The following is a 14,086-nucleotide window of genomic DNA, read 5'->3' on the forward strand; positions in this document are numbered from 1 at the left end:
TCAGGTCCGCTCGATGCGGATGACCTGCGGTTCGCTGACCAGATATTTCTCGTTCTTGATCGCCTTCACGGCCTTGCGGATCGCATCTTCCATCGTCGCATGGGTCACGAGGATGATTGTCTGCGGCGCGCCTTCCACATGCACGCGCTGACGCTGCACGATGGATTCCAGCGAGATATTGTTATCCGCCATGCGCGTGGCGATGGAGGCGAACACGCCCGCCTGATCCTTCACCGTCAGACGGATGAAATAACCGCCCTCATGGCTCTTCATCTTGGCGCGGCGATACTCGACCAGCGATTTCGCCGGGCGGCCAAGCACCGGCACCTGCTGGGCGCCGGGACGGCTCTTGGCGATATCGGCGATGTCACCGAGTACGGCGGATGCCGTGGCGTTGCCGCCGGCACCCGGACCGACCATCAGCAACTCGCCGAGAATATCGGATTCGATAGCCACGGCATTGGTGACGCCATCGACCTGCGCGATGACGGAATCGAGCGGCACCATGGTTGGATGCACCCGCTGTTCGATGCCGGATTCAGTCACCTGCGCCACGCCGAGAAGCTTGATGCGATAACCAAGTTCGGCCGCCGCCTGAATATCCTCGCTCGAAATATTGGTGATGCCTTCGAGATAGATGTCATCGGCCGAAATCTTGTTGCCGAAGGCAAGCGTCGTCAAAATGGCAAGCTTGTGGGCGGTGTCGTTGCCTTCGATATCGAAAGCCGGATCGGCTTCGGCATAACCCAGCCGCTGCGCTTCCTTCAGACAGGCCTCGAAGGACAGCCCTTCCTTCTCCATCTTGGTGAGGATGTAATTGCAGGTGCCGTTCATGATGCCGTAGATGCGCGACACATGGTTGCCGGTCAGCGATTCACGCAGCGCCTTGATAACGGGAATACCGCCGGCTACAGCCGCTTCGAAATTGAGGAGCGCGCCCTTGTCTTCGGCAAGCGTCGCCAATTCGACGCCGTGCTTTGCAAGCAGCGCCTTGTTGGCTGTCACCACATGCAGACCGCGTGCTAGTGCCGCACGCACGGCATTCTCCGCCTGACCGGAAGCACCGCCGACCAGTTCGACGAAGACGTCGATCTCGGCTTCGCTCGCCAGCTGCTCCGGCGTGTCGAACCAGGTAATACCCTTGAGGTCGATGCCGCGGTCGCGCGAACGGTCGCGCGCGCTCACCGCAATAATCTCAATCGCACGTCCGCAGGTAATCGCAAGTTCGTTGCTTCTCTGCTGGAGGATGCGCACGAGCGAAGCGCCGACAGTGCCGAGCCCCGCTATGCCGATTCTCAATGAATCTGCCATGGGTATGTTCCTGATTTGCTGATGATGGTGGCGGCCGAGGCCCGGCCGCCTTCGGTTGCCCTTATCTGTGGGCGTTAAGCGAAACGACATTGTGCATCGTTTCGTCTGCGCTCGACAGGAAACGCTTCAGATTGCGCGCTGCCTGACGAATTCGATGCTCGTTTTCCACGAGCGCGAGGCGGACGTAATCGTCGCCCATTTCGCCAAAGCCGATGCCGGGAGCAACGGCGATATCTGCCTTCTCGACCAGAAGCTTGGAAAACTCCAGACTGCCGAGATGGCGGAATTTTTCGGGAATTTTCGCCCAGGCGAACATCGTCGCCGCCGGCGGCGGGATCTCGAAACCGGCCTTGCCAAAAGTGTCTACCATGACGTCACGGCGGCGGCGATAGACGTTGCGCACTTCGGCAATGTCGGAGCCGTCACCATTCAGCGCATGCGTCGCCGCAACCTGGATCGGCGTGAACGCGCCGTAATCGAGATAGGATTTCACGCGGGTCAGCGCCGCAATCAGCCGCTCGTTGCCGACCGCAAAGCCCATGCGCCAGCCGGGCATGGAGAAGGTCTTCGACATTGAGGTGAATTCCACCGCGACATCAATGGCGCCGGGAACTTCAAGAACCGAAGGCGGCGGATTGTTGTCGTCGAAATAGATTTCCGAATAGGCAAGGTCGGAGAGCACGATGATCTCGTGCTTCTTCGCGAATGCGATGACGTCCTTGTAGAAATCGAGCGAGGCGACATGCGCCGTCGGGTTCGACGGATAGTTGACGATCAACGCCAGCGGCTTCGGAATGGAGTGGCGCACCGCGCGCTCCAAAGGTCCGAAGAAGCTTTCGTCCGGCTCGACATTCATCGAGCGGATAACACCGCCCGCCATCAGAAAGCCGAAGGCGTGGATCGGATAGGTCGGGTTCGGACACAGGATCACATCGCCAGGTGCCGTGATGGCCTGCGCCATATTGGCGAAACCTTCCTTGGAGCCGAGCGTAGCGACGACCTGCGTATCGGGGTTCAGCTTCACGCCGAAACGGCGGGCATAATAACCAGCCTGCGCGCGGCGAAGGCCGGGAATGCCCTTGGACGAGGAATAACGATGGGTGCGAGGGTCCTGGACGACCTCGCAAAGCTTGTCGACGATCGCCTTGGGGGTCGGAAGGTCCGGATTGCCCATGCCGAGGTCGATAATGTCGGCCCCACCCGCTCGCGCGCTCGCTTTCAAACGGTTGACCTGTTCGAAGACGTATTGCGGCAGACGCCGGACCTTATGAAACTCTTCCATCACTTTCCTCATGGGAATGGACCGGTTCTGCCGGCCCATAACGAAGGTTCGTTTTTGTTTTTAGACGCCGCCGACACGAACCGATCCGGCAGACGTTATTCATTGTAGCGCAAAGCCCGGGAAAACCTACAGGGCTTTTCTCGGGCAGCACGCGGCATCGCAATCATCCGCCTGTGCTTCGGGCACAGCCTTTTCGGCCCCTTTGGCAAGGCGGATCGCGCAATAGGATCAAGGAACTTGCATAACGCCAGATTCTTGGAAAATGCAAGGCAAGCCATGCTCAAGAACGGCCATTCCTGTCGTTCAGCCGCGCTCACCCGTCACAATTGCCGCGCGGATGACCGAAAGCACGCGCTCCGGCTTGATATCAGTGCAGACAAGCTGGCTTGGATGCCCATCCCAGTCGCCCGGCGGAAAGGCACGGCCATCCGGCTTCTGAATGGTCTGGCCATCGGCGAGGCCCCCGCAGACGACGCGCACCGGGCCGCTGCGGGTCTCAAACAGGTCAGGCGCAACGAGATAGACGCAGGCGCAGCTGTCATGCACCACCATGCCGTCGCCGGTGCGGGTCTTGTAGAAATCGATGTAGAATTGCGACAGGTCGGAAAGCAGCTGCACCGGCTTGCCGCCGGCCTTGGCCATGTCAGCCATGAAGGCGCTGGTCATCACCGTTTTTGTCGTCACATCGAGACCGACGACGACCACGCGCCAGGGCGCTGTAAACACCAGATCGGCGGCTTCCGGATCGCCGTGAATATTAGCCTCGGCCGCCGGCGAAATGTTGCCGTTAATATCGAAAGCGCCGCCCATGACGATGACTTCCTTCACCAGCGCGGCGAAGTCAGGCTCCTCACGCAGCGCCAGCGCCAGATTGGTCATGCGCCCGACAGCGATCAGCGTCACCTCGCCGGGATTGGCCTTGACCGTCTCGATGATGAAACGATGCGCCGGGCGCGGATCAAGCGGCAAATCGACAGTCTCGGGGATATCGATATCGCCGAGGCCGTTTTCGCCATGGATGAAGGTCGGCCAGTGGCCTTCCTTGCGGGCGGGATCGAAGGTTACGCCGGCGCCCTTCGCAACCGGCGCTGTCATCTGCCATTCCCGCTTCAGGAAAAGCGCATTGCGGGTGGTGATATCGATGGGCGCGTTGCCGAAAACCGTGGTGACGCCGATCAGATCGATATCGGGATGCCGATGCAGGAATAGAAGCGCCATGGCGTCATCTACACCGGGGTCCGTATCGAATATCACTTTATGCATCATGTCCTCATCCGTATGTCCTGAGCGTCGTCCGCCTCTCTAGGCGACACGCCACGGAAACATACCCATAAGCGGCAACACCGCAATCCCCCTGCCCGCCACAGATCGGAGAGAAAAATATTGCGCGGCGTTGTTTTCGGTGAAAGAAGAGGCCCTCTCCCTTCCGCCTGCCCGGACATCCCAAGTGCAAGACATCGCCCTCAACGTTTTCGTCGTTCTTTTCTGCGTCGCCATCTTTGCCGGATTTATCGATTCCATTGCCGGCGGCGGTGGTCTCATCACCATTCCGGCCATGCTGATCATGGGTATTGCGCCGCTCGACACGCTCGGCACCAACAAGCTGCAGGCGCAGTTCGGCTCGGCGTCGGCCACCCTTGCTTACGCCAGACGCGGCCACGTCAATCTGAAAGAGCAACTACCGATGGGATTGATGGCCATGGCCGGCGGAATGCTGGGGGCTGTTACCGCCGCTTTCGTGCCTGCCGATCTGCTGCGCACCATCATGCCGTTCCTGCTGATCGCCATCGCGCTTTATTTCGCCTTTAAACCGCGGCTCAGCGATATCGACAGCCATCGGCGCATCACTCCCTTCGTCTTCGGCCTGACGGTCGCGCCGCTGGTGGGCTTTTATGACGGGGTTTTCGGTCCCGGCGCGGGTTCGTTTTACATGCTGGCCTTCGTGGCGCTTGCCGGCTTCGGCATGTTGAAGGCAACCGCCCATACCAAACTTCTGAACCTCGGCTCGAACTTCGGCGGCTTCATCGTCTTCGCCATCGGCGGCGCGGTTCTGTGGAAGCTGGGGCTCGCCATGGGGCTTGGCCAGTTCGTCGGCGCGCAGATCGGCTCGCGTTTCGCGATGAAAAACGGCGCGAAGATCATCCGCCCGCTACTGGTGGTTTCCTGCCTGGCCATGGCGACGAAGCTTCTTGTCGATGCTTCATCCGCTTGGTCGATCGCCACGATCTGGGAAACCATCTTCCCGAAATAACGGGAAGGTAAAACATTCCGTTGAAAACGGAAACGTCGACAACGTTATCCGTTGACTCACCCGGTGGCGCGACCGCGCCTGCGATCGGCGATTTCCCTGATGACCACCATTGCACCGACCAGCTTGTAGCTGGACGAGTAACAGGGCGACATCTCGAGCGACTTAACGATCGTCTGTCCGTCGTGATCTTCGGCATAGGTATATTTCGACGTACCGCCCTTGAAGCAATTGTCGAGCCGTTCCCGCAGGTCGTTCTGGAAACGGTGCACCCCAACGAGCTCGGCGATATGGCATCCCATAAGCCCATCCGGGCTGTTGCGCGGAAAGGCATCCAGCCCATTCGCGAAGGACACCCGGTAGCCGGGTGAGACCACCATCACGGGTTCGTCGAGGTCGTTGAGCATATCCTCATCGAGGATCAGGTGGCGGTGATGCCACTCCAGACTATCCTCATCCTCGTCGCCAATGACTTTCGCCTTGAGCGGCATGCCGACATAACGATCGACAAGCGTTCGCAAAAGCTCGGAATTGCGCTGCACGCAGCCGAGATCTTCCGCCTCGTGGTTGAGGAGATCGATGGCGAAACGGAACTGCTCGCGAATGTCTTCGGAACTGCCGGTCTGACGCCCGATGACCCGGTCAAGCAGCTGCTCCAGTTCACGCTCCAGCACCGCGATCTTGTCGGTCTCGTTTTTACCAACGGCAGATTGCAGTTCCGTATAACGCAGCCAGAACAGCTCAACTAAATCTTTCAACCCAACTCTCCCTGAACGGGCAAACACCCCGCTCCAATCCGTAAGGATAGACCCTTTATCCCTTGATCATAGCGTCTGCGCATTTAAAAATGACGTAACGAAACGCAGGAGCGCCGCAAGGGCCGTACTCCAAAATATCACAGCCACCGCTATTTTTTCAATTTCGATAATCCATGAACGAAAAATGAGGTTCCACTAATATGGAAAAATATCGAAATTCACAAATTCACGGCCCAATTTCGTAAAAATCGACCGGAATCAGGTGGCGTGGAAAACGCCTCAGATCTGATGCTTCACGTCCCAGCGGTCGTGATACCACAGCCATTGTCCGGGATGTTCGCGCACCCAGCTTTCCACCTTGTCGTTCAACAACTGCGCCGTCGCCTGAATGTCGACATTGCCTTTTTCATCGCGCGGAATCTCGACCTTCGGTTCGATTTCCAGCCGGTAACGATTATCCGGCAGGCGCACGCAACGCGCTGGATAAACGTCGCAGTTGAACTGCCGCACCAGCTTGGCCAGAAGCGGATTGGTGCGAACCTCAAGCCCGAAGAACTTTGTCGTCAACCCCTTGCTGAACTTCTGGTCAACGAGAACGCCGACACCGCCGCCCCTTTCCAGCTGCCGCGCCAGCGCGAAGGACGAGCCGGCATGCGACGGCACCAGATTGCCCATGCGCTCCTTGCGGAAATTGAACACCTTGTCGGCGACATACGGATTGTTGGGCGGACGAAACAGCACGGTGACATCGAGGCCGAAGGCGGAACTCGCCACCGGCAGTAGTTCGAAATTGCCGCTATGGGCGGTAAAAACGATGAAGGGCCGCGGATTGTCGCGCAATTCGAGAAAGGTCGAAATACCCTCGACCTGAATCCGGCCGGGCTCGCTGTTTTCCGGATCGAAATCGAACAGCCGGTCGAGAAACACATATTCCGCCGCAAGCCGCCCCATATTGCCCCAGCTGTCCATGGCGATGGCGAGGCGCTCCTCCTCGGATTTTTCCGGAAAGGCGCGCGCCAGATTGTAAAGCATCAGCTTGTGGCGGCCGGTTTTCGGCCCCACGAAGCGCGCCAGCCGGTCAGCGGCGCGGATACCTGCATCGGCTGGAAAAATCTTCAGAAGATTGAGCAGACCGAAGGCGAATGTCGCAATCAGCCATTGCCGGAAGCGGTCCAGTTTCAGGACGATCCGCGTGATGAAAAGTTTCAATTGGGTCAGTCCATCCGCAACACGATCTTGCCGAACACCTGGCGCGTTTCCATGCGTTCCAGCGCCCGGTCGATATCCTCGAAGGTGACTTCGGTGTCGATGACCGGATGAACGATGCCGCGCGCCATCTTCTGCATGGCATTCGCCATGTTTTCCATGCGGCAGCCGAAGGAGCCGAGCAGTTTCAGCTGCTGCTGGAACAGCATCATCAGGTTGATATCGGTGGAGACACCTGACGTCGAGCCGCAGGTGACAAGGCGGCCGCCGCGCTTCAGCGTGAACATCGAAGCCGCAAAGGTGTCCTTGCCGACATGTTCGAACACCACGTCCACGCCCTTCTTTTTCGTCAGCTTGCGCACGACGCCTTCGAAACGGTCGGTCCGGTAGTTGATGACGTGATCGGCGCCCAGCGCCTTCGCCCGTTCGATCTTGTCGTCGGAACCAACGGTGGTGATGACGGTGCAGCCCATCTTCTTGGCAAGCTGGATCGCCGCCGTGCCGATGCCGGAACCGCCGGCATGCACAAGGATCGTTTCGCCCGGCTCAAGCTTGGCATTGTCGAACAGCATGTGCTCCACCGTGCCGAACGTCACCGGCGCAAGTGCCGCAGCGATCGCATCGATGCCATGCGGCGCGGGAACGAGCTGGCGGGCCGGAATATTGATCTTCTCCTGCGCAAAGCCGTCCAGGTGGAAACCGTGCACGCCCTGCACATGTTCGCACAGATTGTCACGGCCTTCGCGGCAGGGCTTGCAAATACCGCAGGTGCGCGCGCCATAAACCGCAACGAGCTGGCCCGGCAGTACATTCGAAACGCCCGGACCGATGGCTTCCACCACGCCGGAAGCCTCAGCACCGATGGTGAGCGGCATCTTGCGCTTGGCGAAAGCCATGCCGCGCCAGCCCCACACATCGATGTGGTTGAGCGCCACGGCCTTGACGCGCAGCGTCACCTCGCCCGGACCCGGTGCATCCGGTTCGGGCAGGTCCACTTTTTCGAGCTTCCGGTCGTCCACGAGTTGAAGAGCGCGCATATTTCAGTCCTTCGCCCGAGGGCGTTTATCTAAAAGGCTATTCCAGCAAACCTCTGTAACGGTTTTGCGGCCGGAATGCGTAATCAAAGAAGCGAGAGCGTTTCCGGAGTTCCGTTCAGGCCCGGAAACGCTTCTGTTTGTGGCGGAACCGGTTAAGCCGGTTCCCGCGTCATGACAAGGCTTGCATTCTGCCCACCGAAGCCGAAGGAGTTGGACAGAACCGCATTCACCTGCGCGTCCCGCTTCACATTCGGCACAACATCGAGCGAAATGGACGGGTCGGGATTGTTGTAATTGATCGTCGGCGGAAGCGTGCCGGTCAGCATCGTCTGCAGCGAGAACACCGCTTCGACCGCACCCGCAGCTGTCAAGGTATGGCCGATCATCGACTTGTTGGACGACAGCGGAATATTCTTCAGGCCCTCACCGAAGACGGCGAGCATCGAGCCATATTCCATCTTGTCGTTCTCAGGCGTCGAGGTGCCGTGGGCGTTGATATAGCCGATATCGCTTTCGGCCACACCCGCATCCGCCAGCGCCGCGCGGATCGTCGCAATCGCCGGGCCGCCATCGGGCGAGGAGCGCGTGCGGTGGAAGCTGTCGGCCTTTTCACCCGCACCCTTGATGATGCCGAGAATTTTCGCCCCGCGTGCGACGGCGGCTTCGAGCGATTCCAGCACCAGCGTCGCGGCACCTTCGGCGATCACGAAACCGTCGCGATCCTTGCTGAACGGCTTGGAGGCCTTTTCCGGCGGGTCGTTCTGGGTCGACAGCGCAGACAGCAGCGAGAAACGGATCAGCGCTTCGGCGCTGACTGAACCGTCGGTGGCAACCGTCAGCGCCCGCTCGGTGCGGCCCTGGCGGATCGCCTCAACGCCCAGCTGGATCGCGGTCGCGCCTGATGCACAGGCGGTGGACAGCGTGACAGGCAGGCCGCGCGTGCCAAAACGGTCGGAGAGACGCTCGGAAATCGCGCCGAACAGTGCTGCTTCCTGAAACGCCGGATCGGGACGCTGGCGCAACGCCGTCATGAACCGCTGATAAGCGTCGCCCGGCTGGGCAGCCGGCGGCGAACGGTCGGCAAGCTCGAAACGGGCGCTCCATTCCGGCTCGATCGGTGGTGCGGCCAGAAACAGTGGGCCGTCGAAATCACCGGAGATGCCGGCCTGCGCCAAGGCTTCGATGGTCGTCTCGCGCGCAAAGGCATAGGAGCGCTCGACGGAATTCGGCACCGGAATATCGATGAAATCCACCGTACCGCTGATGCGGGTGGAAAGCCCCTCGGTCGGGAAGCGGGTGATATTATGGATACCCGATTTGCCAGATGTCAGGGCCGACCAGTTGTCGTCAAGCCCCTGCCCCAGCGAGGTGATGATGCCCATGCCGGTGACGGCGACGATCGGGCGACCGAGATGATCCCTGAAATTGGAAGCCATGGTCTTTTCTCCTCAAACGTCGCGGGATAGAACGGCGACACCTTCGCCGCGCACATGGCCGACGGTGGTGACGACGGCCTCGGTGGCCGCCTCGCCCATCTGCTTTTCGGCAGCCACGTCGAAGGTAGGAACCTTCGCGCCGCTTTCAAGCGTCAGCGCCGCCAAAGCCAGCCCAAGCGGAAACTGCGCTTCAAGTCCATGGCCGGTGATACCGCCAAAGCCGCGAATGACGGCCTGCGGCAGCGCCTTTTCGAGAATATCCTTCTCGCGCCGGGTAACCTCGTCGTAACCGCTCGCGCCGGAAAACACGACGGTCGCTGCGCTATCCTTTGCAGGCGCAAGCAGGCGCTCCAGACGCTTTTCCATACGGCCTTCATCACGATTGCCGCGATCCCCTTCGATGGCGTCGATGCGGGCATAAATGCGCGCGCCGCGATCGCTGGCATGCTTGCGCGATTCCAGCACGAGGAATGCGCCGAGCGAACCGGAAATCATGCCGCCGCCGTCCTGATCGCCGCGCGACCACAGCGGCTGCCAGCCACCCTGCGCATGCGCGCCGATAGCCTCGAACAGCAGGATCATATCGGGACGTTCAGCCGAAAAGGCGCCGCCGACCAGCGCGTGGCTCGATTCGCCGGAACGGATGCGGTGAAATGCGGTTTCGACAGCGGAGATACCAGCGGCTTCTTCGCCCATGAAGGTGCGCGACGAGCCGGTGACCTTGTGCACGATGGAGATATTGCCGGCCATCAGGTTGGAAAGCTGGGCGAGAAACAGCGTCGGACGCAATTCGGTCGTCAGCTTCTCGTTCAGCAGCTTTTCACGATCATTACGCTTCAGTGCTTCATCGACGATCAGCGTATCGACATTGATGTCGCGCTCGCCGCCACCGGCCGCCACGATCATGTCCATGGTGGCACAGGCTTCAGTATTTTCCTTCAGCCCGGCATCGTCGAGCGCAAGGCCGGCCGCGAACACGCCGAGGCGCTGCCAGTTTTCCATCTGGCGCTGGTCGCCGCGCTTGGCGATCTGCGCGGACCAGTCGATTTCCGGCATGGGATGGACCGGGTAGGGTTTGAATTTTTCGGTCTCGACAATCGTCGCCGGCGCAGCGGTTCCAGAAAGAAGCGCCACATGCGCCTGGCTGCCGACGCCGTGACAGGTCACGATGCCGACCCCTGTTATCACCACATCATTGTCAGATTTCATCGTCTGTCATCCTTTGCAGCCGGCCCCATCGAAATGGTCACGGCTATCCAACAACGGTCGCAAACGACCGCTCCATGCGTTGCGGAATAAAGCGCGCAGTGCGGATTGGCAATGGTGAAGGCCCGATCAGCCGTCGCCAGCCCACGTTTTTCATGCATCGAAACCGGGCCGACGGGAAAAACGCCCTCATTCGAGATGCGCCGAAGCGCTTATTTCTGCGCATCCGCGGCAATCGCCGCCATCAGGCCGACTTCCTCAGCCCGCTTCTTGACGATGGGACCAAGCGGGATTTCGCTGAACGGGATGGTGCGCAGTTTCAGCTGTGCGTCGCAGACCTTCTTGCCATCGCTGGTAATTTTCGCCTTGGTGACCGCAAAGCCCGAACCGTCATGCTCCAGCACGGCCTCGATGTCGAGAACGGCACCCGGCTCCACGAAGGTCCGCATCTTGGCGCCGTCGACCGACATCAGGAACGGCATGGACGCAAAATCGCTGAACGCCAGAACCATCATGCCGGAGGCCTGCGCCATGGTCTCGATCAGAAGCACACCCGGAACGAGCGGCATGCCGGGGAAGTGGCCTTCGAAAACCGGGCTTTTGTCGGGAACGACCGACCGCGCCTTCAATGTGCGCGTCGCCATATCCACGGCTTCGACCTTGTCGATCATCTGAAAATATTCAAGCAGCATCCGCCCGGCCCCGTCTCTGGTCGGTTGCGACCCGCCCAATAAGGCCGGGTCCAGAAAGAGAAATGCCCGCTCTGTCTTTTGTTCGAGCATCGGATTATCCGAAAACCGCAATACACTTTTCGGTCCGATGCTCCAAGGCGGGCATCGTCGTCTCAGCCCTTGGCCGCGCGCAATTCGTCGATCTTGGCGCAGAGGTTCTTCAGCACGAAGTATTCTTCGGTGGAAACTTTGCCTTCGTTGACTTCCTGCGTCCACTGCTCGAGCGGAATCTTGATGCCGAATTCCTTGTCGATGGCGAAAACGATATCCAGAAAGTCCAGGCTGTCGATGCCCAGATCGTCGATCGTGTGGCTTTCCGGCGTAATGGTTTCGCGGTCGATTTCGCTGGTTTCGGCGATAATGTCGGCAACCTTGTCGAATGTAGCTGTCACGCCCATAATCCTTATTGTCGTTCGTATGAATTATCCTGTCTGACGCACCACATAGGCAAGTCGCACAAAAAAGCCAATGGTTTCGTGACGTAACTTTGAAATTTGCCCTGAAACTGTTGCCTAAACAGCAACCGAATGGCGGCCGCGTCCATTACCGAGATAGGTGTCGAAGATTGCCGCGATATTACGGGCAAAGGGTCTGCCCAGCTCCGTGAGCGCAAAAATATCGGCATCCATACGCACCACGCCATCGCTGTTGCCGGCGGCAAAATGCTGTGCCTGCGTCCGCACGGAATGGCTGGCCTTGCCGAAACGCTGGTCTAGATCCGCGAAATCGAGCGCGAAATCGCACATCAGCCGCTCGATGACATGCGAGCGCAGATGATCCTCTTCCGACAATTCTATTCCCTTGACGATGGCAAGGCCGCCCTCGCCCACTATGCGCTGATATTCCCCGGTCGCCACCATGTTCTGCACATAACCCTGCGGCAGCCTGCCAATCGAAGAGGCGCCAAGCCCGATCAACGCATCGGCCGTATCGGTGGTATAGCCCTGGAAATTACGCCGCAGTTCCCCCGCTTCGGCCGCCTGGCATAAGGTATCGGCCGGCTTGGCGAAATGATCGATGCCGATCGCTTGGTAACCCGCTTGCTTCAGCATCTCTCCCGCCATCGTCATCTGGCGATAACGCTCGGCAATATCCGGAAGCGCGTGTTCCGGGATCAGCGACTGGTGCTTCTTCATCCACGGAACATGGGCATAACCGAAAAGCGCGACCCGGTCCGGATCGAGCGAGACGATCTGATCTACCGTCTTCTTCAGCGTCTCGCAGGTCTGGAACGGCAGACCATAAAGAATGTCGCAATTGACCGAGTGGACGCCCCTCGTCCGCACCGCATCGACGACCGATTTCGTCTGTTCGAAAGACTGGATGCGGTTGATGGTTTTTTGCACTTTGTCATCGAAGTCCTGCACACCAAGGCTCGCCCGCGACATGCCGACGGCGGCAAGCGCGTCGTAACGGCTGTCATCCAGATCGTTCGGATCCATTTCCACGCTGATTTCAGGCGTAAGCCCAAAGGTGAAATGGCGCCGCAGACAGTCCATCAGGCTGACCATATCCTCAGGCTTCAGCATGGTGGGAGAACCACCGCCGAAATGCACCGCGCTCACCACCGCGTCAGGTGAAACAAGTGCGCCGACCGCTTCAATTTCCTGCTTAAGTGCTTCCAGATAAACGGCAATCGGCTCGTATTTCAGCGTGTGCTTGGTGTGACAGGCACAGAACCAGCACAACCTGTCGCAATAGGGAATGTGCAGGTACAGCGATATCCGGTTGCGATGGTTCAGCTCGCCTAGCCATTGCCGATAGGTCGCATTATCGATTCCCTCGTGGAAATGCGGCGCGGTCGGATAGCTCGTGTAACGTGGCACGGCACCCGAATATTTGCGAAGAAGTTCGGTATTCATCACCGGTTTTGCCTTTTATCAAGAAAATGTCGATTTCCTCTCTTTCAGTAACGGCTGCGACAGTTTGCAACTTTGACTTCAATCAAATTGCGCCATAAGTTCTTCCTAAAGTAGACGCGGGGACGACGGCTACGTGGCGCAAGCCTTCAAAGAGACCGGATTTGATACCCATGGTCGTAATCGTCCCGAAAAAGCCAGCATTGGAAGAGGCTTATGGACACGCTGCAGAAGACCATCCACAATTCGGAAGTGCCCGTCGTGTGCCGCTCCTGCGAGGCACGTCACGGTGGTCTTTGCAGTGCGTTGACGCCGCAGCAGCTCTGTGACCTCAGCCGTTATTCCAGCCGCAAAAAACTCGAGGCCGGCAATGAGTTGCTGGGCCAGGGCGAACTCGTCACCTCTTACGGCAACATCCTCAACGGCGTGGTGAAGCTTTCGAAAATGATGTCGGACGGCCGCCAGCAGATCGTCGGCCTGCAATTTGCCCCGGATTTTCTTGGCCGGCCATTCATGGCAGAAAGCAGGATGACGGCGGAAGCCGCAACGGATGTCGAAATCTGCCTTTTCCCACGCCGCATCGTCGACCGCATGGTTTCCGAAGTGCCTGACATGGAGCGCAAGCTTCACAGCCAGTCGCTGAAGGAACTGGATGAGGCGCGTGACTGGATGCTGACGCTCGGCCGCAAATCGGCGCAGGAAAAGGTTGCCAGCTTCCTTTATATGATCGCCACGCATATCGATCCGGAAAACGACGACAAATCGGCTTTCGACCTGCCGCTTTCACGCGCCGACATCGCCGATTTCCTCGGCCTCACCATCGAAACGGTGAGCCGGCAAATGACCAAGCTGCGCAAGGAAAGCATTATCCGCATCGAGAACAACCGCCATATCACGGTGCCCGATCTCGACGCACTGAACGATGCCGCCGGCAACGACTGACCGGCGGTCGCAATTCTTCATCGACCCTGAAGCGCGGGTGTTCCAATATTGATGTGCGGCGCCCGCGCCT

The 14,086-nt window shown here is 59.2% G+C and carries 13 protein-coding genes; 2 read left to right on the plus strand and 11 right to left on the minus strand.

What is annotated here, in order from left to right; all coding sequences use genetic code 11:
• The 3 genes from JZX89_RS03275 to JZX89_RS03285 form a co-directional block, all read right to left on the minus strand.
• A complete protein-coding gene (locus tag JZX89_RS03275) occupies positions 1–1,311 on the minus strand; it encodes a homoserine dehydrogenase (RefSeq protein ID WP_207133048.1) in 1,311 nt (436 codons plus the stop codon).
• A gap of 61 nt (positions 1,312–1,372) precedes the next feature.
• Positions 1,373–2,593 carry an LL-diaminopimelate aminotransferase gene (locus JZX89_RS03280; RefSeq protein WP_153513768.1) on the minus strand — a complete coding sequence of 407 codons (1,221 nt, stop codon included), beginning with the start codon at positions 2,591–2,593 and terminating at the stop codon, positions 1,373–1,375.
• A 303-nt stretch (positions 2,594–2,896) separates the two neighbouring features.
• On the minus strand, positions 2,897–3,856 hold the full coding sequence (locus JZX89_RS03285; RefSeq protein WP_153514209.1) for a nucleoside hydrolase: 960 nt from the start codon (positions 3,854–3,856) through the stop codon (positions 2,897–2,899).
• 184 nt (positions 3,857–4,040) lie between these two features.
• Here JZX89_RS03285 and JZX89_RS03290 point away from each other — a divergent pair, with 184 nt between their 5' ends.
• On the plus strand, positions 4,041–4,844 hold the full coding sequence (locus tag JZX89_RS03290; RefSeq protein WP_207133049.1) for a TSUP family transporter: 804 nt from the start codon (positions 4,041–4,043) through the stop codon (positions 4,842–4,844).
• 56 nt (positions 4,845–4,900) lie between these two features.
• Here JZX89_RS03290 and JZX89_RS03295 read toward each other — a convergent pair whose 3' ends face one another.
• From JZX89_RS03295 to hemN, 8 genes are all read right to left on the minus strand, one after another.
• A complete protein-coding gene (locus tag JZX89_RS03295; RefSeq protein WP_149897546.1) occupies positions 4,901–5,599 on the minus strand; it encodes a nitrogen regulation protein NR(II) in 699 nt (232 codons plus the stop codon).
• A gap of 279 nt (positions 5,600–5,878) precedes the next feature.
• Positions 5,879–6,808: a lipid A biosynthesis lauroyl acyltransferase gene (locus JZX89_RS03300; RefSeq protein ID WP_369809522.1), complete on the minus strand. Its 930-nt coding sequence runs from the start codon at positions 6,806–6,808 to the stop codon at positions 5,879–5,881.
• Between the two features lie 5 nt (positions 6,809–6,813).
• Positions 6,814–7,842: a zinc-binding dehydrogenase gene (locus tag JZX89_RS03305; RefSeq protein WP_149897544.1), complete on the minus strand. Its 1,029-nt coding sequence runs from the start codon at positions 7,840–7,842 to the stop codon at positions 6,814–6,816.
• Between the two features lie 152 nt (positions 7,843–7,994).
• Positions 7,995–9,278 carry a beta-ketoacyl-ACP synthase gene (locus JZX89_RS03310; protein WP_153513771.1) on the minus strand — a complete coding sequence of 428 codons (1,284 nt, stop codon included), beginning with the start codon at positions 9,276–9,278 and terminating at the stop codon, positions 7,995–7,997.
• A gap of 12 nt (positions 9,279–9,290) precedes the next feature.
• Complete coding sequence (locus JZX89_RS03315; protein WP_207133050.1) at positions 9,291–10,487, minus strand: beta-ketoacyl-ACP synthase; 1,197 nt, start codon at positions 10,485–10,487, stop codon at positions 9,291–9,293.
• A 209-nt stretch (positions 10,488–10,696) separates the two neighbouring features.
• Complete coding sequence (locus JZX89_RS03320; RefSeq protein ID WP_207133051.1) at positions 10,697–11,176, minus strand: 3-hydroxyacyl-ACP dehydratase FabZ family protein; 480 nt, start codon at positions 11,174–11,176, stop codon at positions 10,697–10,699.
• A gap of 152 nt (positions 11,177–11,328) precedes the next feature.
• A complete protein-coding gene (locus tag JZX89_RS03325) occupies positions 11,329–11,613 on the minus strand; it encodes an acyl carrier protein (RefSeq protein ID WP_003495848.1) in 285 nt (94 codons plus the stop codon).
• Positions 11,614–11,727: 114 nt separating this feature from the next.
• Positions 11,728–13,077 carry an oxygen-independent coproporphyrinogen III oxidase gene (gene hemN, locus JZX89_RS03330; protein ID WP_207133052.1) on the minus strand — a complete coding sequence of 450 codons (1,350 nt, stop codon included), beginning with the start codon at positions 13,075–13,077 and terminating at the stop codon, positions 11,728–11,730.
• A 213-nt stretch (positions 13,078–13,290) separates the two neighbouring features.
• On the opposite strand from hemN, the gene fnrN reads away from it, so the two are divergent.
• Positions 13,291–14,016 carry a transcriptional regulator FnrN gene (gene fnrN, locus JZX89_RS03335; RefSeq protein WP_149897539.1) on the plus strand — a complete coding sequence of 242 codons (726 nt, stop codon included), beginning with the start codon at positions 13,291–13,293 and terminating at the stop codon, positions 14,014–14,016.
• The last annotated feature ends 70 nt before the right edge of the window (positions 14,017–14,086 follow it).

The sequence above is a fragment of the Agrobacterium burrii genome, assembly GCF_017313405.1.
Lineage (GTDB): Bacteria > Pseudomonadota > Alphaproteobacteria > Rhizobiales > Rhizobiaceae > Agrobacterium > Agrobacterium burrii.

Excerpts from the sequence above, each read along its gene's own strand:
- JZX89_RS03275 (WP_207133048.1), bottom strand. The coding sequence starts at position 1,311 with ATGGCAGATTCATTGAGAATCGGCATAGCGGGGCTCGGCACTGTCGGC.
- JZX89_RS03280 (WP_153513768.1), bottom strand. The coding sequence starts at position 2,593 with ATGGAAGAGTTTCATAAGGTCCGGCGTCTGCCGCAATACGTCTTCGAA.
- JZX89_RS03285 (WP_153514209.1), bottom strand. The coding sequence starts at position 3,856 with ATGCATAAAGTGATATTCGATACGGACCCCGGTGTAGATGACGCCATG.
- JZX89_RS03305 (WP_149897544.1), bottom strand. The coding sequence starts at position 7,842 with ATGCGCGCTCTTCAACTCGTGGACGACCGGAAGCTCGAAAAAGTGGAC.
- JZX89_RS03310 (WP_153513771.1), bottom strand. The coding sequence starts at position 9,278 with ATGGCTTCCAATTTCAGGGATCATCTCGGTCGCCCGATCGTCGCCGTC.
- JZX89_RS03315 (WP_207133050.1), bottom strand. The coding sequence starts at position 10,487 with ATGAAATCTGACAATGATGTGGTGATAACAGGGGTCGGCATCGTGACC.
- JZX89_RS03320 (WP_207133051.1), bottom strand. The coding sequence starts at position 11,176 with ATGCTGCTTGAATATTTTCAGATGATCGACAAGGTCGAAGCCGTGGAT.
- JZX89_RS03325 (WP_003495848.1), bottom strand. The coding sequence starts at position 11,613 with ATGGGCGTGACAGCTACATTCGACAAGGTTGCCGACATTATCGCCGAA.
- hemN (WP_207133052.1), bottom strand. The coding sequence starts at position 13,077 with ATGAATACCGAACTTCTTCGCAAATATTCGGGTGCCGTGCCACGTTAC.
- fnrN (WP_149897539.1), top strand. The coding sequence starts at position 13,291 with ATGGACACGCTGCAGAAGACCATCCACAATTCGGAAGTGCCCGTCGTG.